The 18446-nt window shown below is 36.2% G+C and carries 21 protein-coding genes and 1 riboswitch; of the genes, 12 read left to right on the plus strand and 9 right to left on the minus strand.

The genetic code is table 11. The features are described 5' to 3' along the window. Nucleotides 1–69 precede the first annotated feature (69 nt). Nucleotides 70–341: riboswitch (SAM riboswitch) on the minus strand. Nucleotides 342–670: 329 nt separating this feature from the next. Together pckA and D9842_RS14505 are read left to right on the plus strand one after the other, a co-directional pair. Next, nucleotides 671–2263, plus strand: a complete 1593-nt coding sequence (pckA, locus tag D9842_RS14500; protein WP_121665073.1) for a phosphoenolpyruvate carboxykinase (ATP) — start codon at nt 671–673, stop codon at nt 2261–2263. 117 nt (nt 2264–2380) lie between these two features. Continuing rightward, nucleotides 2381–2875 carry a CBO0543 family protein gene (locus tag D9842_RS14505; RefSeq protein ID WP_121663131.1) on the plus strand — a complete coding sequence of 165 codons (495 nt, stop codon included), beginning with the start codon at nt 2381–2383 and terminating at the stop codon, nt 2873–2875. Nucleotides 2876–2917: 42 nt separating this feature from the next. Here D9842_RS14505 and D9842_RS14510 read toward each other — a convergent pair whose 3' ends face one another. Then, the gene (locus D9842_RS14510) at nt 2918–3160 is read right to left on the minus strand and encodes a DUF2584 domain-containing protein (RefSeq protein WP_098794920.1); all 243 of its coding nucleotides are present in this window, start codon (nt 3158–3160) and stop codon (nt 2918–2920) included. A gap of 86 nt (nt 3161–3246) precedes the next feature. Further along, on the minus strand, nt 3247–4026 hold the full coding sequence (locus tag D9842_RS14515; protein WP_121663132.1) for an alpha/beta hydrolase family protein: 780 nt from the start codon (nt 4024–4026) through the stop codon (nt 3247–3249). 282 nt (nt 4027–4308) lie between these two features. Between D9842_RS14515 and D9842_RS14520 the strand changes: the two genes are divergently transcribed. From D9842_RS14520 to D9842_RS14530, 3 genes are read left to right on the plus strand one after another with little or no spacing between them, the layout of a single operon-like run. Then, nucleotides 4309–5298, plus strand: a complete 990-nt coding sequence (locus D9842_RS14520; RefSeq protein WP_121663133.1) for an ABC transporter substrate-binding protein — start codon at nt 4309–4311, stop codon at nt 5296–5298. A gap of 12 nt (nt 5299–5310) precedes the next feature. After that, nucleotides 5311–6081, plus strand: a complete 771-nt coding sequence (locus D9842_RS14525; protein ID WP_121663134.1) for an ABC transporter ATP-binding protein — start codon at nt 5311–5313, stop codon at nt 6079–6081. Continuing rightward, nucleotides 6068–6883, plus strand: coding sequence for an ABC transporter permease (locus D9842_RS14530; protein WP_121663135.1), 816 nt, complete (start codon nt 6068–6070; stop codon nt 6881–6883). Before D9842_RS14525 ends, D9842_RS14530 begins: the two co-directional genes overlap by 14 nt. 47 nt (nt 6884–6930) lie before the next feature. Here D9842_RS14530 and ytkD read toward each other — a convergent pair whose 3' ends face one another. Both ytkD and D9842_RS14540 read right to left on the minus strand, forming a co-directional pair. After that, nucleotides 6931–7401 (minus strand): RNA deprotection pyrophosphohydrolase, encoded by a 471-nt coding sequence (gene ytkD / locus D9842_RS14535; RefSeq protein ID WP_121663136.1) that lies wholly within the window; start codon nt 7399–7401, stop codon nt 6931–6933. A 66-nt stretch (nt 7402–7467) separates the two neighbouring features. Beyond that, a complete protein-coding gene (locus tag D9842_RS14540) occupies nt 7468–7800 on the minus strand; it encodes a hydrolase (RefSeq protein WP_121663137.1) in 333 nt (110 codons plus the stop codon). 141 nt (nt 7801–7941) lie between these two features. Between D9842_RS14540 and D9842_RS14545 the strand changes: the two genes are divergently transcribed. Further along, complete coding sequence (locus D9842_RS14545) at nt 7942–8157, plus strand: DUF6154 family protein (RefSeq protein WP_121663138.1); 216 nt, start codon at nt 7942–7944, stop codon at nt 8155–8157. A gap of 38 nt (nt 8158–8195) precedes the next feature. On the opposite strand, the gene D9842_RS14550 is transcribed toward D9842_RS14545, so the two are convergent. Beyond that, the gene (locus tag D9842_RS14550) at nt 8196–8636 is read right to left on the minus strand and encodes a Dps family protein (protein WP_121663139.1); all 441 of its coding nucleotides are present in this window, start codon (nt 8634–8636) and stop codon (nt 8196–8198) included. Nucleotides 8637–8793: 157 nt separating this feature from the next. On the opposite strand from D9842_RS14550, the gene ytzI reads away from it, so the two are divergent. Further along, on the plus strand, nt 8794–8967 hold the full coding sequence (gene ytzI, locus D9842_RS14555; protein ID WP_121663140.1) for a YtzI protein: 174 nt from the start codon (nt 8794–8796) through the stop codon (nt 8965–8967). Between the two features lie 20 nt (nt 8968–8987). Here the strand turns inward: ytzI and D9842_RS14560 are convergent, their stop codons facing one another. Both D9842_RS14560 and D9842_RS14565 read right to left on the minus strand, forming a co-directional pair. Beyond that, on the minus strand, nt 8988–9929 hold the full coding sequence (locus D9842_RS14560; RefSeq protein WP_121663141.1) for a TIGR03943 family putative permease subunit: 942 nt from the start codon (nt 9927–9929) through the stop codon (nt 8988–8990). Nucleotides 9930–9951: 22 nt separating this feature from the next. Beyond that, a complete protein-coding gene (locus D9842_RS14565; RefSeq protein WP_121663142.1) occupies nt 9952–10956 on the minus strand; it encodes a permease in 1005 nt (334 codons plus the stop codon). A 218-nt stretch (nt 10957–11174) separates the two neighbouring features. Between D9842_RS14565 and folE2 the strand changes: the two genes are divergently transcribed. Next, nucleotides 11175–12083 carry a GTP cyclohydrolase FolE2 gene (gene folE2 / locus D9842_RS14570; RefSeq protein WP_121663143.1) on the plus strand — a complete coding sequence of 303 codons (909 nt, stop codon included), beginning with the start codon at nt 11175–11177 and terminating at the stop codon, nt 12081–12083. Nucleotides 12084–12120: 37 nt separating this feature from the next. Here the strand turns inward: folE2 and D9842_RS14575 are convergent, their stop codons facing one another. Then, on the minus strand, nt 12121–12594 hold the full coding sequence (locus tag D9842_RS14575; protein WP_121663144.1) for an S-ribosylhomocysteine lyase: 474 nt from the start codon (nt 12592–12594) through the stop codon (nt 12121–12123). A gap of 136 nt (nt 12595–12730) precedes the next feature. On the opposite strand from D9842_RS14575, the gene yidD reads away from it, so the two are divergent. Then, complete coding sequence (gene yidD, locus D9842_RS14580; protein ID WP_121663145.1) at nt 12731–12970, plus strand: membrane protein insertion efficiency factor YidD; 240 nt, start codon at nt 12731–12733, stop codon at nt 12968–12970. A gap of 22 nt (nt 12971–12992) precedes the next feature. On the opposite strand, the gene D9842_RS14585 is transcribed toward yidD, so the two are convergent. Next, the gene (locus D9842_RS14585; protein ID WP_121663146.1) at nt 12993–13556 is read right to left on the minus strand and encodes a beta-class carbonic anhydrase; all 564 of its coding nucleotides are present in this window, start codon (nt 13554–13556) and stop codon (nt 12993–12995) included. 214 nt (nt 13557–13770) lie between these two features. Between D9842_RS14585 and D9842_RS14590 the strand changes: the two genes are divergently transcribed. From D9842_RS14590 to D9842_RS14600, 3 genes are all read left to right on the plus strand, one after another. Then, complete coding sequence (locus D9842_RS14590; RefSeq protein WP_121663147.1) at nt 13771–14952, plus strand: metal ABC transporter solute-binding protein, Zn/Mn family; 1182 nt, start codon at nt 13771–13773, stop codon at nt 14950–14952. A 92-nt stretch (nt 14953–15044) separates the two neighbouring features. Continuing rightward, nucleotides 15045–15953: a nuclease-related domain-containing protein gene (locus D9842_RS14595; protein WP_121663148.1), complete on the plus strand. Its 909-nt coding sequence runs from the start codon at nt 15045–15047 to the stop codon at nt 15951–15953. 1126 nt (nt 15954–17079) lie between these two features. Then, entirely contained in the window at nt 17080–18432 is a 1353-nt protein-coding gene (locus tag D9842_RS14600) for a cytochrome ubiquinol oxidase subunit I (protein WP_121665074.1), read from the plus strand. Nucleotides 18433–18446: the final 14 nt, after the last annotated feature.

An 18446-nucleotide genomic window follows, 5' to 3' on the forward strand; every position in this document is an offset into this window, starting at 1 on the left:
ACTTTTTTCTGTTATCAAAAAAAACCTTTCCCATGTGAGGAAAGGTTTATCATCGTTCATCGCCTTTCGCTCTTATCGATCAAGGGCTTTCGCCTTGCTTCAGGTTAGCACCTTTGCGTCGGAAAATGTCGTTCTAGATTGCGTCGGTTTAACATAGTTCCACAGATTGGTCTTTGTTGCCTAAGCAAGCTGTCGCTTGCTTGAATGATGCTCTCGCATCATTCTAGACCTAAGAAAACTGTTCAATAAAACTATATAATTAGTGCGCAGTCGCCGCTTTCCTTTGATAGCAGGTTGCTGGGTTTCATAGGGCCTGTCCCTCCACCAGCTCGGGATAAGAGAATCCGTTCAAGGACATATCATAGCGCACTAACCTATTGGTGTCAACAAAAATCGACAACTATTACCATTGATTTATTAAAATATTTGATAGATGTCTATCACTATTGTGTCCCATATCCTATAGAAATATAAATATCAATTGTTTTTCTACATTGTGCTAGTGTGATGTGTTGTACAAAGCTTAAGTTTTTCTAATAGCAAAATATTTTTTCAATTCAAAAATTTAATGATAGCAAATCACTAAATAGTATGTTTTATTAAAATTAATGTGTTATACTAATTATCAACATAAGGGAAATTATTCTTTTCTAGAAGGAAGGTAATGGGGATGAATATTACAGATATAACAAATGAGCTTAATCAGCTTGTTAATGGGGAGAATGCAAAACATAATTTATCAGTTGCACAGCTTGTTGAGAAAGTACTTGAACGTAAAGAAGGATTATTAACATCAACAGGTGCAATTCGAGCAACAACCGGAGCTTATACCGGGAGATCACCAGAGGATAAGTTTATTGTAGACGAAAGTTCAGTAAAAAGTAAAATAAATTGGGGTCCAGTGAATCAGCCTATTTCAGAAGAGGCATTTGATCGCTTATACAGTAAAATGATTTCACACCTTAAGAAACGAGATGAAATCTTTATATTTGATGGATTTGCAGGTGCTGACCCTCGCTTTCAGTTACCACTAAAAATTATAAATGAGTTTGCCTGGCATAATCTTTTTGCAAGTCAACTGTTTATTAAAGACCAAGAACAAGAAAACGAGTCAAAGGAACTACCTTTTACTATTTTATCAGCTCCTCATTTTAAAGCTGATCCAGAAGTTGATGGTACAAAATCAGAAACATTCATTATCATTTCCTTTGAGAAAAGAACGATTTTAATCGGTGGCACTGAATATGCTGGCGAAATGAAGAAATCTGTATTCTCAGTTATGAATTTATTATTACCTGAAAATAACATCCTCCCTATGCATTGCTCAGCAAATGTTGGCTTTGAAGGTGATGTTGCTCTGTTTTTTGGACTTTCTGGCACAGGGAAAACAACGTTATCTGCTGACCCTAACCGTCGTTTAATTGGTGATGATGAACATGGATGGTCTACTTCTGGCATTTTTAATATTGAAGGTGGTTGCTATGCAAAGTGTATCAACTTAACGAAAGAAAAAGAACCACAAATTTTTAATGCTATCCGTTATGGATCAGTTCTTGAAAATGTCGTTGTTGATGATGACACAAGAGAAGCTGATTACAGCAGTTCCTTTTTCACAGAAAATACTCGAGCTGCCTACTCACTAACTGCTATTGACAAAGCAATTATCCCAAGTATTGCTGGTCATCCACAAACGATTGTCTTTTTAACTGCAGATGCTTTTGGAGTATTACCGCCAATTAGTAAGTTAACAAAAGAACAAGCAATGTATCACTTCCTGAGTGGATACACAAGCAAATTAGCAGGAACAGAGCGTGGCGTAACAGCTCCTGAAACTACGTTCTCTACTTGCTTTGGCTCTCCATTCCTACCACTGAAAGCAACACGTTACGCTAATATGCTTGGTCAAAAAATTGATGAACATGAAGTTCAAGTATTCTTAGTAAACACTGGTTGGACCGGAGGAGCATACGGTGTTGGTAAACGGATGAATCTCAAGTATACAAGAGCTATGGTTCAGGCTGCAGTTGAAGGTGACCTTGATCACATTGAAACCGTAAAGGATGAAGTATTTGGTTTAAATATTCCAATTCATGTACCAGGGGTTCCTGACGATGTATTGCAGCCACACAAAACATGGAGCTCTCAAGATGAATACCTTGTCAAAGCAATCGAATTAGCTACAGAATTTAAAGATAACTTCAAGAAATTCAATAGTTTATCTAACGATATCGAGAAATTGGGCGGTCCAATTCGTTATAACTAGTATGTTTTAAAGCTCATCATATGATGGGCTTTCTTTAGTTTTTATACCTCTTCTCCATATTGTTTCAATATTTTAACGAAAGTTAGGACAAACTTTCTTTATTAGGAGGGATGATAGTTGAGAAAACACCAGTTTGAAAAAAACACACTCAAATTTCTATTATTATTTGGGCTTATTTCAGTTTTTAAAATTATTAAAAAGCCACCTATGAAGGATTGGTTAATTATCTTCCTTTTTAAAGGGTATATTTCTTCCATAATGGACAATCTTCTAATTCATCGTGGATATATAAAATACCCAGTAAAACTATTTAAATCTTTTGATATAAGCTTTATCTATGATTATTTACTGTTTCCTCTATCTTGTGTGTATTACAATCAATTAACGAAAACCTCTAGCATTCCTAAGATTCTTTTAAAAGTGTTTTATTTCAGCATTCCAATGGCATTAGCCGAACATTGGCTTGAAGCTAATACAAAATTGGTCAAATTCAAAAGAGGCTGGAACAGTTTATCAAGCTTTGCATCAATAACAATAACCTTTCTTATCGTAAGAACTTTCATTGCTTTTGTAAGAAAAGCTGATGATACACATGTTCCTAAAGTCGAATAAAAGCCAGGTAATGAGATAACCTCAATTACCTGGCTTTATGTATTAGTTGGTTGAATTTAAGTTGATAAGTTGATACGTGACAATTGTTTTAATGTTCGTTAATTCTAATTTCTGAACAACAGCTTGTCCAGTTACTTCACCACTCATTGTTTTTCTTACCTCAATCGGTATATCTATCGGATAAACTCGATATCCATCCTTTGATAACTCAAATGTATTTTCATCAATACGGACTTCTTTTCCCTTTGTCACAATCATTGTGTTAAATTCCATTGGCATTCCCATATAGAACCCCTCCTCTTTCTACTTGGACTTATACTCATCATACCACCAGAGCTTTTTTATAACACCTATAAAACTTAGTTAACCTCTTATTGTTTTTTCATCCATAAACAAAGTCTTTGTAATGTATCACGATTTATTTTCGGAGGAAAATAGTGTGTAAATTGATCAAAGTACCAACTTTCGACTGGTTTATTTAGCTCCTTTAACCGTTTTTCTAGCCTGTATGAATGTTCAACTGATACATTCTTGTCTTTTACACCATGTATAATTAAAATTGGTGCGTGAAGCCTGTCCAATTCATATAATGGTGTTCTCCAGGCATATCTTTTTGGAAATTTAGTTGGTGTACCTCCAATCACTCTTTTCATCATCCTACGTAAATCTTCTCGCTCAACATATGTTAAGACCATATCCGTTACACCACCCCACGTTACAACAGAGCGGATATCTTCAGCGATAATGCCTGCTAATAAGGCCATGACCCCTCCTCTTGAAAATCCGAACACATGCACCCTATCAGGCTGGACTTTTGGATGATGTTTTAGAATTTCCATTGCAGAAATAGCATCATAGCGATCTTCTCCAGCAAAATCCTCATTTCCTTCTCCCCCCTGATTTCCACGATAAAAAGGAGCCATAACAACAAATCCTTCAGAGGCAAATTGAATCACCCTACCGATCCTCACCATTCCCACACTTTTAATCCCGCCACGTAAATACAATAATCCCTCGTATTTTCCTTCACGTACGGGCTCAGCTAGTAAGCCCTTTATTTTTAACTGTTCGGAACGATATGTCACAATCCATAAATGAATGTTTGGATTTGGTGAGGGGTACTTTATTTTGCTAATGATTTCTCCATTCATCTAACAATCACTCTTTCTTCTTTTGTTCTATTCCTTTACCTTTCCCCAAATTACATATCTAGGCATTCACACATTTTTAAAAAGATCATAAATTATCCTATATTCTTTAGAAATCACATTTCATACATTACAAGAGAATACAAGTTTCTACATCATCTTATTAGAAAACTCAGTTTATCGCCAATTCTTAAGGCGAAACCTTAGTTATTTCTACTATCCATCCAAACCTTATTCTACTTGCTTGTTTAAAAAACGGTGCTATGCATCAAGGAGGTTAATGACATGAAAAAATGGCTGTTGTATTTATGTGTTGCGTTATTAATTGTTTTACCCCTTTCAGCATGCAGTCAGGAAAAGGTTGAAACGATTAATCTTGCCGAAGTAACACACTCAATTTTCTACGCTCCTTTATATGTTGCAATGGCGGAAGGTTTCTTTGAGGAAGAAGGACTTAACGTGAAGTTAACAACAACATGGGGTGGAGATAAGACAATGACCACTCTCCTCTCAGATGGCGCAGATATTGCCTTAGTTGGCTCAGAAACATCTATCTATGTGCATGCGCAAGGCTCAAATGATCCGATCATTAATTTTGCTCAACTTACTCAAACAGATGGAACCTTCCTTGTTAGTAGAGAAAAAATTGATGATTTTGAATGGGAACAGCTAAAAGACAGTACCTTCCTAGGGCAAAGGAAAGGCGGAATGCCACAAATGGTCGGGGAATTCGTGTTAAAGCAGCATGGAATCGATCCCCAAACAGATCTTGAACTCATTCAGAATGTTGATTTTGCAAATATTCCAAGTGCTTTTGCTTCTGGTACTGGAGATTTTGTTCAGCTTTTCGAACCAACAGCCAGTATTTTTGAAAAAGAAGGCACAGGCCATATCGTCGCTTCATTTGGTACGGAATCCGGCAAGGTTCCTTATACAACTTTTATGAGCAAGCAAAGCTTTTTAGATGAAAACGCGGAAGCTGCTAAGAAATTTACTACCGCTATTTATAAAGCACAGCAATGGGTTCAAGAAAAAAGCGTAAAAGAAATTGCAGAATCCATCGCTCCTCAGTTCGAAGATACAGAACTTGAGTTGATTGAAACAGTTGTAGAACGATACAAAGAACAAGGCTCATTTGCAACCGACCCAATCTTGGATGTTGAAGAGTGGGAAAATCTCCAAAACATTATGGATGAAGCCGGGGAACTGCCAATGCGAGTCGATCACGAAACACTTGTTAATACCTCTTTTGCAGAAGAAGTGTCAAGCAAGTAAGGAGGAGCTATTATGTCATTTTTACTCGTCGATCATGTTCACCACATTTATTTAACAAAAGACTCAGCAACAGTTGCTCTAGAAGATATTCAGCTTTCAATAGAGGAAGGGGAGTTTGTCTCCTTCCTTGGTCCTAGCGGCTGTGGCAAAACAACATTGTTATCGATTATTGCCGGCCTTATTAAACCAATTGAAGGTACAGTAAGTATTGCAAATAAACCTATTACAAAACCTGATGAATTAATTGGCTATATGCTTCAACAGGATTATTTATTTCCTTGGAAAACCATAGAAGAAAATGTCACATTAGGATTGAAAATAACCAATCAAAAAACACCTGAAACAACTGAAAAAACATTAGATTTATTAAGGAAAATGGGACTTGATTCAGTAGAAAAACAGTTTCCCAGCCAACTTTCAGGTGGAATGAGACAACGGGCGGCTCTTGTGCGTACATTAGCGACAAACCCCCAGATTTTATTGCTTGATGAGCCATTTTCTGCTCTTGATTACCAAACAAAATTGAAACTTGAAGACCTTGTTGTTCAAACGTTAAAGGATTTTAATAAAACAGCAATCCTTGTCACACATGATATAGGTGAGGCTATTGCAATGAGTGACAGAATATTTGTTTTCTCAGCTAAACCAGGGAGAATAAATAGAACCTATTTAATACCTAAAGAAATTCGCGAGCTTCCTCCATTTTATGCAAGACAGCATCCAAAGTTCTCAGAATTATTTCAGCAAATATGGAAGGAGCTGGATCAGCATGAAACAGAATGAAAGCATTGAACTCCTTCATAGAAATTATAAACGAGGTCTTGAACGAGAAAAAAAGTGGATCAGATTTTATCAACTATTAATTTTCGTTTGTTTTTTTGGTCTTTGGGAAATAGCGGGCAAAAGAGAATGGATTGATCCACTACTTTTCAGCTCACCTTCAAAGATATGGAAGCTATTCCTTACGAAAATAAATGACGGAACCCTACTTTCTCACCTTGGTGTAACTCTTTTTGAAACAGTCCTTGGCTTTATATTAGGGACAGCTCTAGGTGCCCTACTTGCAGCTATTTTATGGTGGTCACCCAGATTATCAAAAATACTCGATCCTTACCTTGTCATAATGAATGCTATGCCTAAAGTTGCTCTTGGTCCAATTTTAATTGTTGGTCTAGGTCCAGGGTTTTTCTCCATCATTGCAATGGGGACAATTATTTCGGTTATCATTACAACAATCGTTGTGTACACGTCTTTTAAAGAAGTAGATACAAATTATATAAAGGTGCTACAAACGTTTAAGGCGAGCAAATTCCAAACTTTTAAAGAAGCTGTTTTACCAGCTTCATTTCCTACAATTGTTTCTACTTTAAAAGTAAATGTAGGGTTATCATGGGTAGGTGTTATTGTAGGGGAGTTTCTTGTTTCAGCAAAAGGGCTGGGGTATATGATCATTTATGGATTCCAAGTATTTAATTTCACTCTTGTCTTATTGAGCCTAATCATTATTGCCTTTTTTGCTACTATTATGTACCAGGGCGTTGAGTTGCTGGAGAAACGATTGATTAAAAACGACAAAAGAGGCTGACTACGATGTTCCCTCATTGCTCCTTGAGGGTTCATCGTTTGCCGCCTCTATTTTAATCTTTTTGATATTTCCTCAATACTTCTTTGTAATACATCATCTTTCATAATAAAACTAAACTTTTTATCCTTTTGAATCCCCTCAGGAAGCTCCTTTAGTAGAACAGGTCCATATGTTTCAAAATAGCCATCTTGCTTAACTAATTGATTAACCATTGCAAAATAGATATTTTTTACGATAATCTTTTCTTTTCCTTTAACTTTATACTGACCAATATATTCTATTTCTTTAACAATTCCACCTGTCTCCTCTTTCACTTCCCTAATAGCTGCTTCAAGGGCCGTTTCATTGTCCTCAACCTTTCCTCCTGGAAATTCAAATCCACGGTCAGAATGCTTTGTTAGCAACCATTGGTCTTGATGACGACAAACAACCCAAACATGCTTGGGATCTTTTGAAAAAGGATGATCTTCAAAAGATAAAACAACTTCATTGTGATAATAATCTATAAATCGGTACATTTTAATCCCTCTATTTTTTTCCTAATAAACAAATCTTATCACAATGTCAAAACTCTGTATAAGGGTTTATTCTTGTTCATTAATTTTTGACATGAGCTGATTTGTCCGAATATGCTCTTTTGCCTCTTCATCACCTAGCTCATAAATCATACGATATATTTTCATATTCGTATCATCAATTGCATCATTTTCACGATCATAATGGTATTGAACATATGGTGTATGTGAGCGAAGGAAACCTTGAAAATCAGCTGAGTATACCTGATCAAAATACTCTCTAAGCTGAACGATTTCTTCATCGGTTGCCTCAATTTTAAAATCCCATGCAGAAGCTGTACTTAGCTGTGAAATTTGCCCACTTCCCACCGTAATATAATACGTTTTCTTATTGTTCTCCATCTCGACAACTCCTTCAACTATCCTTATGTTATGTTTTGTTCATATTCTTTGTAATATTCAGCGAGATATTAATTAGAATAGTTCTCCTCTTCATAACAAAAAATACGGGGAAGCTACAATTATAAACTGGAGGAAAATATCGTGAACCTTGAACTTTTTACAAACCCGGAGCTTAGTAAATTCCGCGCAGATGAAGAGGATGTTTATGCCTATGTTAAATCAATTCTAGAAAAAACAAGTAAGCAGGACATGCTTTCTTGGGTCAACACTCTATCAGAGGAAGATCTGCACTCTCTTATGATTCCATATTTTTCAGAGAAGCTTTCTAAAGAGCTTGCTGACAGAGAGCTTGAATAGAAAAAAAGCAGGCGATGATCAGATCGCCTGCTTTCCGCTTATTTCCCTAAGAAAGACTTTAACATCCAATTATGCTTTTCTAAGCTTTGATGAATAGCCAATAGCATATCACCAGTTGTTTCATCTCCTACTTCACCAGCTAAATCCATTCCTTCTTTTAGCTCATCTACTAATACACTAAAATCCTCATAAATATTTTGAACCATTTGTTCTGCTGTTTCACTTCCATCAGCTTCCTTAATTGAAGCAAGCTCTAAGCATTCTCTCATCGTAGCAACTGGTGCTCCTTCAAGAGCTAATAAGCGTTCAGCTAGTTCATCAATATGGACAGCTGCTTCGGTATAGAACTCTTCAAATTTTTCATGTAGTGTGAAGAAGTTTTTCCCTTTAACAAACCAATGATAATTATGTAGTTTTACATAAAGCACCGTCCAGTTGGCAATTTGTTTATTTACTGTAGTTACTAGTTTCTCTGACATCTTAATTCCTCCTTTATTATCTACTAGTACTTTACCCCAGTTTTTCTACTTTAAACGCTTGAAAATACTAAAAACATGGTATAAACATGTTGGATCTTTCATGATATGATAACTAGTAATAGAACAAGTAGAGGAAGATTTTTGGGAGGAAAATGTATTGAAAACTGTTTTTATTATCTGCATCATCATTGTCATTATTGTACTTTTGCTTAGCCTCTTAACGACAAGAAAGGCCTACCAATATAAACATACTGTTGATCCAATTAAAAAGCCAGTTCACAACCAAGAAACACAAGAGAAAGAACAAGAAAAACCCACGCAAAATCAATAAATTGCGTGGGGCTTAGCTTTTTAGTAACTTTCATAAACATAAGGTGATTCCGGTTGTTCAACACGCTCAATTTCGGAAACCTCAATTGAAGGTAATGTCCAATCTTGATATTTTACTGTTGTGATTGTACCAGTTAGTTTCACCCACTGATCATCACCAAATTGCTCTGCTTCTGGATATGTTGCTAATGTGCCGAACACTGATGCATCTGCCACACAACATGATAAACCAAACCTTGCAATGACAAATTGATTCTCTTCAAAATCATGTTCTCTAAAAACAAACCCTAGCATCTCTACCTTTTTTCCAACGAACTTTTCAGGGTTTTCGTCAAGTATCGAGGTCATTGCTATAAAATTTTCTTCAGTAAATTGAATGGTTTCCATTTCAAGCATTTTCTGCTCAAGTTGTGCATAAAAGTCCACTGGTTTTTCCTGAACCTCAAATCCTTCAGGGTGTTCAAGTGGTACATCCGGAATGTTGGAAGACTGCGCAACTTTATTTCCTACACTCTCATCTAATTCATTCAGATAAGCTTCAGGATCACTTAAGTAAGCCTCAGCCTTTGAGGTATCTTGTTCTCCCAAATTTGTCTTAAATCCTCTCTTGGCAGCAACAGAGCTATCCAATACAACATCCGGAAATAAAAATCCAGTTATAATAGGAAAAACAAATAAAGAATAAACAAGTAGTGTTTTTATTGGGGATGATGAAACAGCATGGTCTGTCCCACAATCACAATAAAGCTCAGCTTGCTTTTTAGAACCACTTCTCCAGATTTGGATCGCACCTAACAGAGCAAAAACAATAATCGCAAAATACATAAAAGGCATCATTTTTGGCGCAATAAAATGAACCATATTTCCTGTTATCACTAACTTAAGCATTAATAATGTAAAGCCAATTAAAATAATTCCTCGGATATATATTTGAAAACGATACTGCGCATTTTGTTTTTCCATATAATCTCTAAACCTCCTTTACTTATAAAAATAGAAACTGATAGAAAATAATAGCGATATAAACAACAATAGTAACGACTAGAATAAACGCTGCAACAAATCTTGCTTTAAAGAAAGCAAAAAGCATAATTGTATTTTTTAAATCAAGCATTGGACCATATACTAAAAAAGCAAGCAATGAGCCAGCAGTAAATGTACCACCAAAAGAAGCCGCAACAAAGGCATCTGCTTCAGAGCATAGTGAAAGAATATAACCAAACCCCATCATTAATGCAGGAGAGAGGAACTCGTTCGTTCCGAGCTCAGTCAACAGAGTACGATCAAGAAATGTTTGAAAAAGACTGGCGATTAACGCCCCCATTATTAAGAATTTACCCATTTCAAAAAATTCATCACTTGCATGAAATAACGTAGATTTTAACTTTCCTACTTTTTCTTCTTGATTAGTATTCCCTTCAACTACTACATCCTCTTTCGTCCACTTTAATTGATTGCTATTCTTAAACAAAAGATAAATGATAAACCCGATGACAATTGACAAAACAAACGCTAATCCCATTCTTGCATAAGCAATATGAAGCTCTGAAGAAAAGGCATAATAGGTTGAAGCAAATACGACTGGATTTAAGATTGGTGCCCCAACCAGAAAGACTACCCCAATATGTAATGGCATTCCCTTTTTCATCAACCTTCTTACAATCGGAACAATTGCACATTCGCAAATAGGGAAAATGGCTCCTAGCAATGCAGCTGGAAAAAGAGCAAGAATCGCATTTCTAGGCAATGCTCTTTTAATTAAATCTTCTGATACATATGTTTGAATAAGCGCTGAAACAAAAACTCCTAACAAAATAAAAGGTATCGCTTCTAATAGAATACTTAAAAACATCGTGTTGACTGTTAATAATTCTGAAGGAATGTTAAATGATAGATCCTGAAAATCAACAAATAGGAATAAGTAAAAAAACAAACCTATTAACCCAAGAGCAATAAATTCACGGAATAGTGGTATGACGATTTTATTCATTTTTGAACTCCTATCCTATTAATCTTTGTTCTATATCATACTAGTTTTCTTGCGAGATTATGTCTTTTTAATTATGAACTTTTCTTTACATTCTTTTTTCATTCTAGTTTTTTTCCTGAAATTCGACACATCCCAACACATTCCAGAGATTTATTCGTTGAAGTTTGCTGTTGACTTACAGTATACTCTCAATATCGAGTAAGTGAGAGGGGATTAAAATGACAAGAAAGATAAATTTACCACCAAAAAAGGAACGACACCGTTTATTCGGCTCTGTTGAACCAGGAGTGAAGCTAAAACCCACAGAAAAAGAGCAAATGCCTGATTTACAAAATACAAAAAAAGATTTTCTTTTTACTATAGACGCTGTAGGAATTAGTAATGTTAAGCATCCTATCATTATTCATTCTGACTTACTGCCAAAGGAACAAACGACAATTGCCACTTTTAAAATGACAAGTAAAATTTCATATGATTCAAAAGGAACAAACATGAGCCGTTTTACTGAACAACTGGAGCAATACCGTCAAAATGGAGGGTTTGTTCTTACTCTTTCAAATCTCTATGATTTTACGAAAGAATTAGCAGAACGTCTAAAGCAAAAAGATGCTAGTATAGAGGTAACATTCCCTTGGTTCTATGAACGCAAAGGACCAAGCTCAGAATTAGTCGGATTAAATCATGCTGAAGCCTCAATTTCCGTTACGTACGAAGATGGTGTTGGGTTTACAAGCTCAGCTTCTTTAACTAGTGCAATCACAACACTTTGTCCGTGCTCTAAGGAAATTAGTGAATATAGTGCACACAACCAACGTGGATTCGTGACGATGAATGTAGAATTTACTGAGGGATATGATGAAAAAACTGATTGGAAAGCAGCACTTTTAGAAGCAGCTGAATCAAACGCAAGTGCAATGATACACCCTGTTCTTAAACGTACAGATGAAAAGGTTGTAACAGAAACTGCCTATGAAAACCCTCGTTTTGTTGAAGATATGGTTCGGCTTGTTGCTGCTGACTTATATGAATTAGATTATGTACAGGCATTTACAGTAGAATGTCGTAACGAAGAATCTATTCATTTACATGATGCGATTGCTAGTTTAAGTTATAGAAAAGAAGACTAATGTAAAACGGTGTCCCAATCGGAACACCGTTTTCTTCTTAACCAAATACTTTGGCTAATTCTTCTTTATCTTGATCAAGCCAAAAACGCATTAAACGCTTCGCTCCTTCTAAGTCATGAAGCTTTGCTTGGCCACATTGTTTTTCATTAGCTGCTGGAATTTCCGTAATCTCAACAGCAGTTTTCATAGTATCTTCTAAAAGATCAATAATTTCACTTACTTCTGGCTTTCCACTTACAACTAAATAATAGCCTGTTTGACATCCCATTGGTGAAACATCAATAATATCAAAGTGATCATATTTTTCTGAATGCTCACGAATATTAAAAGCCAATAAATGCTCTAACGTGTGAATGGTATCAGGCTTCATCGCCTGTTTATTTGGCTGACAAAAGCGAATATCAAATTTATTCACTTCACCGTCACTACCAACTTTATGAACGCCACAATGACGAACATATGGTGCCCTTACTGCATTATGATCTAATTCAAAGCTTTCTACTGAAGGCATCTTTTTCACTCCTATAATGTTAAAATGGACTAGCATACTATGCTCGTTTATATTGTAACACATGAATGAAAAATGGCGAATGATCAACTATTCTAGTGGAGGAAAACTTCATTCTTAAAAGTGAGGTCAACAAGTTATGATACAAATTTTCATTTCGGCTATCCGTTTTTATCAAAAGTTTATTTCGCCCCTTACACCACCTACCTGTCGCTTTTATCCAACATGTTCACATTATGGACTCGAAGCGTTTCAAAGGTTTGGTGTACTAAAAGGAAGTTATTTAACGTTAAAGCGTATTGTAAAATGTCATCCGTTTCATCCCGGTGGTATTGATCTTGTACCAGAAAAACAGGGTAAAAATGAAAAAAAGCTATAAAATTTTCATAGCTTTTTTTGTTTTAATTTTCGTATCCATTTACAATAACATCAAGCTTACCTGTTGCAGGATCTATAACAAGACCATGCACTGGAATATTCTCAACTAATAATGGGTGATTTTTAATTGTTTCTACACTATCACGAACACTATCTTCAACTTTCTCAAAGCCTTTTAACCATTGATCTAAATCTATTCCAGAATATTTAACCGTTTCAATTTTTTCAGAGGAAACTCCGCGTTCCATTGCTTTTGATAAGAAGGATTCTGAATTTAATTTACTCATTCCACAATCATGGTGACCTACTACACAGATTTCATCTGCTTTTAATTCATAAACAGCGACTAAAATACTTCTCATGATACTTCCAAAAGGATGAGCAACAATAGCACCAGCACTTTTCACAATCTTTACGTCACCATTTCGAATGTTCATCGCTTGTGGCAAAAGCTCAACTAGTCTAGTGTCCATACAAGATAAGATGACAAGCTTTTTCTCAGGAAACTTTGTTGTTTCAAATTTTTCAAATTCTTTATCTGCTACAAATTTTTCATTATGTGCTAAAATCTCATCTACTAATCCCATATTTTATTCCTCCACTATTCTAGTTTTCTGTTTTTTTATCATATCATAACTCTTGAATTTTCTCTAACGATGAGTTAATATGGTTAAGGACATTAAATCGTAACAGTTACTATTTGTTTTTTACTAAAAATTAGTTCTCAAACCGTAATCATTAAGATATAATAATGAAGTCTTAATCGTAATCATACTGATTTATTGAAAGGAGAGGATATACATGAAAAAGCACACATTACTCATGAGCTCATTCCTGTTACTATCAAGCTTATTAATCGGCTGTAATGCAAGTAACGAAGAAGGACAATCGGCGAATGAAACAAATACTGAAGATACATTAAAAATCTATACTACTATTTATCCACTAGAAGATTTCGCAAAAAAGATAGGTGGAGACCTAGTTGAAGTTGAAAACATTCTTCCTCCTGGGGTTGACGCCCACACATACGAGCCTACTACTAAGGCGATGGTTGAAATCGCTGAAGCAGACGGATTCATTTATACAGGTGTAGGATTTGAAAGTTTTACAGAAAAAGTTCAAAAATCATTAAAATCTGAAGATGTTGCCTTTATCAATGCTGGTGAAGGAATCGAATATATCGAAGGACACGAAGAAGAAGCCACCCATGATGATAGTGCACATGCTGAGGACGAAGCCGCTCATGATGAAACTGAAAACGCTGAGGACGAAGCCGCTCATGATGAAAGTGCACATGCTGAGGACGAAGCTGCTCATGATGAAAGTGCACATGCCGAGGACGAAGCCGCTCATGATGAAACTGAACATGCTGAGGACGAAGCCGCTCATGATGAAACTGAACATGCTGAGGACGAAGCCGCTCATGATGAAACTGAACACGCACACGATCACGGTGATCAGGACCCTCACGTTTGGATTGACCCTATTCATTCTATTACTCTAGCAGAAAACATCAAAGATGCATTAATAGAACTTAATCCAGAAGGAAAGCAAACATTTGAGGATAACTTTCAAGCTTTAAAAACGCAGCTTGAAGACCTTGATCAATCTTTTAAAGAAGTTATAAGTAATGCAGAAAAGAAAGAGATCCTAGTATCTCATGCTGCTTACGGTTATTGGGAAAACCGTTATGGAATTGAACAAATCAGTGTACTAGGGCTTTCTCCAACCGAGGAACCTTCACAAAAAGAATTACAAACAATTATTGAAACAGCTAAGGAACATGAGATCAACTACATCATTTTTGAAACAAATGTTACAAACAATGTAACAGATATCGTTCAAGCTGAAATTGGAGCAGAAGCATTAACCCTTAGCAACCTAGAGTCTATTACAGAAGAAGATGTAAAAAATAATGAGGATTATTTTAGTATTATGGAAAGAAATTTAGAAACATTAAAAACAGCACTATCTAGTAAGTGAGCGAATATTTCGCTCACTTTTTTTATTTAGACAGAAAGATGCATCTATCATATAATCAACTTGATCTTCAAAAAATAAAAAGGATGTGAAATATGATTTACAAGCAGCGTGCAATACCTAGTGAATTACTTATTCTGAAAAACCTAGATACCCGAATGAGATTGGATGAAAAGGACAAGCAGTATTATGCTAACCTTAAGAAAGGGTATGAGGGCGAGGTAAAATTCGATAGATTAATAGAAAAGCTTACCTGTGAATGCCTTATCCTAAATGATTTGCTCTTAAAACAAAATAACACGTTGTTCCAAATTGACACTTTACTGATCACACAAGACTCTCTTTACCTTTATGAGGTGAAAAATTATGAAGGAGACTATTATTACGACTCTGATCGACTATATAAGAAAAACCAAAAAGAAATAATCAATCCTCTCATTCAATTAAATAGAGCCGAATCATTATTTAGACAATTACTCAAACATCTTGGATACCCTACTTCGATTTTTGCTTCAGTCGTTTTCATCAACCCAGAATTCACTCTATATCAATCACCCCTGAACAAACCATTTATTTTTCCCACTCAAATTTATAGGCACTTGAAAGAACTAAATACTGTATCGTCGAAGTTAACTGATGATCATAAGAGGCTTGCTGACAAGTTACTTTCATTACATGTCATGGACTCTCCTTATAGAGAATTACCTAGCTTTGAATATAATGAGCTTCGTAAAGGGGTTATTTGTGGGGAGTGTTTTTCTTTATCAATGTCTGTTTTGGGTAAACATTGTATATGTAAAAAATGTGGACAAAAAGAAATAGTCGAAACTGCAGTAATACGTAATGTGAAGGAGTTTCAACTTCTTTTTCCAGAACAAAAAATAACAACAAATGCCATTCACGATTGGTGTGAAATTGTAACATGCAAAAGGAGAATACAAAGAATTCTAGAGAAAAACTTTAAAATTAAAGGAGCTCATCAATGGGCATATTATGTTGAATAAAATGCAATTAGGTGCCTTGAAATTCTCTTAATTCTTTTGTTTAAAATTTGTAATTATCTATATGAAGGACAACACTTAGTGTTTTTTGCTTTGCTAAGTGTTTGTCCTTCATTGCCTTAAAGAACGATATTTCTTTTTCTTTAATACCCCCTACTTGATTTAATGAGCGGAACTTTGAACGACACTGGAAACTTTTTCTCAAGCACTTTTGTCGTTCATACCACCTATGAACGACACTACACACTCTTTCTCAAGCACTTTTGTCGTTCATACCACCTATGAACGACACTACACACTCCTTCTCAAGTCACTTTGTCGTTCATACCCCTTATGAACGACACCACCCCCTCTATCTCAAGCACTTTTGTCGTTCATACCACCTATGAATGACACCACCAACTCTTTCTCAAGCACTTTTGTCGTTCATACCACCTATGAACGACATTACACACTCTTTCTCAAGCACTTTTGTCGTTCATACCCCTTATGAACGACACCACCTGCTCTATCTCAAGCACTTTTGTCGTTCATACCACCTATGAACGACATTACACACTCTTTCTCAAGCACTTTTGTCGTTCATACCCCTTATGAACGACACCACCAGCTCTATCTCAATCACTTTTGTCGTTCATACCCCTTATGAACGACACCACCTGCTCTATCTCAATCACTTTTGTCGTTCATACCACCTATGAACGACACTACACACTCTTTCTCAAGCACTTTTGTCGTTCATACCCCTTATGAACGACACCACCCCCTCTATCTCATTCACTTTTGTCGTTCATACCCCTTATGAACGACACCACCCCCTCTATCTCATTCACTTTTGTCGTTCATACCCCTTATGAACGACACCACCCCCTCTATCTCAATCACTTTTGTCGTTCATACCCCTTATGAACGACACCACCAGCTCTATCTCAATCACTTTTGTCGTTCATACCCCTTATGAACGACACCATCCGCTCTATCTCATTCACTTTTGTCGTTCACCCTCTTATGAACGGAACGAAACTTTACACTCACTCCAAAACATTGAAAAACCCACTAGAATATTCTCTAGAAAATAGTGGACACTATGGGTGATTACGACAAGGTAGGAAAAGAAAGGCGGATCGCAATGGATGATTTAGTATTAGCGCGTTCACTGTTCGGAACCACAATGGGCTTTCACATCATTTTTGCCACTTTGGGTGTTGGGTTGCCTTTAATGATATTATGTGCGGAACTTCTTTTTCAAAAAACAAAGGATCAGGATTATGCCATCATGGCAAAGCGATGGACAAAAGGACAGGCTGTTTTGCTTGGGGTTGCCATTCCAACAGGAACAATTGCCGGGGTTCAGCTCGCATTATTATGGCCGGGATTTATGGAGGTAATAGGGAGAGTAATGTCATTACCTTTCCAAATTGAAATTTATGCTTTCTTTATTGAAGCCTTGTTTATGAGCATTTATGTTTATGCGGCTGATCGAATTTCTCCTAGAATGAGGATCATCAGTGTTACCCTCGTTCTCATAGGGGCAAGTGCTTCTGCCGTTCTCATTACGAATGTTCATGCATTTGAAGGAACTCCCGCTGGTTTCAGGATTGAGAATGGGGAAATTGTTGATGTGGATCCATGGGCTGCGTTTTTTAACCCTAGCTTCTTCATTTCAGCTGCACATGTAGCTGTTTCAGCTTATATGACCGGTGCTTTTATGATTAGTACAATAGCAGCGTTCAAAATGTTAAAAAGCAGGAAAAATGAACGTGTATACAAATTTCATCGAAAAGCACTTATGTTAAGTTTGGTTATTGGTGGAATCTTCTCTTTTCTAACGGCAATCAACGGCCATGAGTCGGCTCAAATGTTACATGAATACCAGCCTGAAAAGCTTGCTGCAGCAGAAGGCCTTTTTGAAACACAGGACTACGCTCCCCTAGCTATTGGAGGATTTACAGATCGAGAAACAAAAGAAATAAAGTATGGGATTGAAATACCGTGGGCATTAAGTTTTTTAGCAGGAAATAGCTTTGAAACTGTGGTTGTTGGTTTAAATGACTTTCCTGAAGAATACTGGCCACCGTTATTTGTGCACACACTTTTTAACGGCATGGTTCTTATTGGGAGCTTTTTAATCTTTTTATCCCTTGCTGGGTTTGTTTGGAACAAATTTTTGAAAAAACCACATTTTCCTAAGCTATTTATGTATGCCTTCGTTTTAGCAGGACCACTGTCCCTTCTTTCCATTGAATTTGGATGGATTTTTGCCTGTACTGGGAGACAACCATGGGTGATTTATCGTATTTTAGCTACCGAAGATGTCGTAACAAAGTCAACCCAAATTGGGATGTTGTTTGTTCTTTTCTCTCTAATTTATGTTGTCTTAGGTATTGCGGTTTTAGCTGTATTAAGATATTACTTCAAGCGCCACCCTGTTGAGGATGAGCTTGATGGAGGAGTACCTAACCAAAATAATCTTAGTTATTAATCCTTAGAAAAGGT

Origin of the sequence: Metabacillus litoralis (assembly GCF_003667825.1) — a bacterium.
In the GTDB taxonomy this organism is placed as follows: domain Bacteria; phylum Bacillota; class Bacilli; order Bacillales; family Bacillaceae; genus Metabacillus; species Metabacillus litoralis_B.

What these genes read in the sequence shown, in the direction of transcription:
- pckA (WP_121665073.1), top strand. Translation starts at nt 671, where the DNA reads ATGAATATTACAGATATAACAAATGAGCTTAATCAGCTTGTTAATGGG.
- D9842_RS14510 (WP_098794920.1), bottom strand. Translation starts at nt 3,160, where the DNA reads ATGGGAATGCCAATGGAATTTAACACAATGATTGTGACAAAGGGAAAA.
- D9842_RS14515 (WP_121663132.1), bottom strand. Translation starts at nt 4,026, where the DNA reads ATGAATGGAGAAATCATTAGCAAAATAAAGTACCCCTCACCAAATCCA.
- D9842_RS14520 (WP_121663133.1), top strand. Translation starts at nt 4,309, where the DNA reads ATGAAAAAATGGCTGTTGTATTTATGTGTTGCGTTATTAATTGTTTTA.
- D9842_RS14525 (WP_121663134.1), top strand. Translation starts at nt 5,311, where the DNA reads ATGTCATTTTTACTCGTCGATCATGTTCACCACATTTATTTAACAAAA.
- D9842_RS14530 (WP_121663135.1), top strand. Translation starts at nt 6,068, where the DNA reads ATGAAACAGAATGAAAGCATTGAACTCCTTCATAGAAATTATAAACGA.
- ytkD (WP_121663136.1), bottom strand. Translation starts at nt 7,401, where the DNA reads ATGTACCGATTTATAGATTATTATCACAATGAAGTTGTTTTATCTTTT.
- D9842_RS14540 (WP_121663137.1), bottom strand. Translation starts at nt 7,800, where the DNA reads ATGGAGAACAATAAGAAAACGTATTATATTACGGTGGGAAGTGGGCAA.
- D9842_RS14550 (WP_121663139.1), bottom strand. Translation starts at nt 8,636, where the DNA reads ATGTCAGAGAAACTAGTAACTACAGTAAATAAACAAATTGCCAACTGG.
- D9842_RS14560 (WP_121663141.1), bottom strand. Translation starts at nt 9,929, where the DNA reads ATGGAAAAACAAAATGCGCAGTATCGTTTTCAAATATATATCCGAGGA.
- D9842_RS14565 (WP_121663142.1), bottom strand. Translation starts at nt 10,956, where the DNA reads ATGAATAAAATCGTCATACCACTATTCCGTGAATTTATTGCTCTTGGG.
- folE2 (WP_121663143.1), top strand. Translation starts at nt 11,175, where the DNA reads ATGACAAGAAAGATAAATTTACCACCAAAAAAGGAACGACACCGTTTA.
- D9842_RS14575 (WP_121663144.1), bottom strand. Translation starts at nt 12,594, where the DNA reads ATGCCTTCAGTAGAAAGCTTTGAATTAGATCATAATGCAGTAAGGGCA.
- yidD (WP_121663145.1), top strand. Translation starts at nt 12,731, where the DNA reads ATGATACAAATTTTCATTTCGGCTATCCGTTTTTATCAAAAGTTTATT.
- D9842_RS14585 (WP_121663146.1), bottom strand. Translation starts at nt 13,556, where the DNA reads ATGGGATTAGTAGATGAGATTTTAGCACATAATGAAAAATTTGTAGCA.
- D9842_RS14590 (WP_121663147.1), top strand. Translation starts at nt 13,771, where the DNA reads ATGAAAAAGCACACATTACTCATGAGCTCATTCCTGTTACTATCAAGC.
- D9842_RS14595 (WP_121663148.1), top strand. Translation starts at nt 15,045, where the DNA reads ATGATTTACAAGCAGCGTGCAATACCTAGTGAATTACTTATTCTGAAA.
- D9842_RS14600 (WP_121665074.1), top strand. Translation starts at nt 17,080, where the DNA reads ATGGATGATTTAGTATTAGCGCGTTCACTGTTCGGAACCACAATGGGC.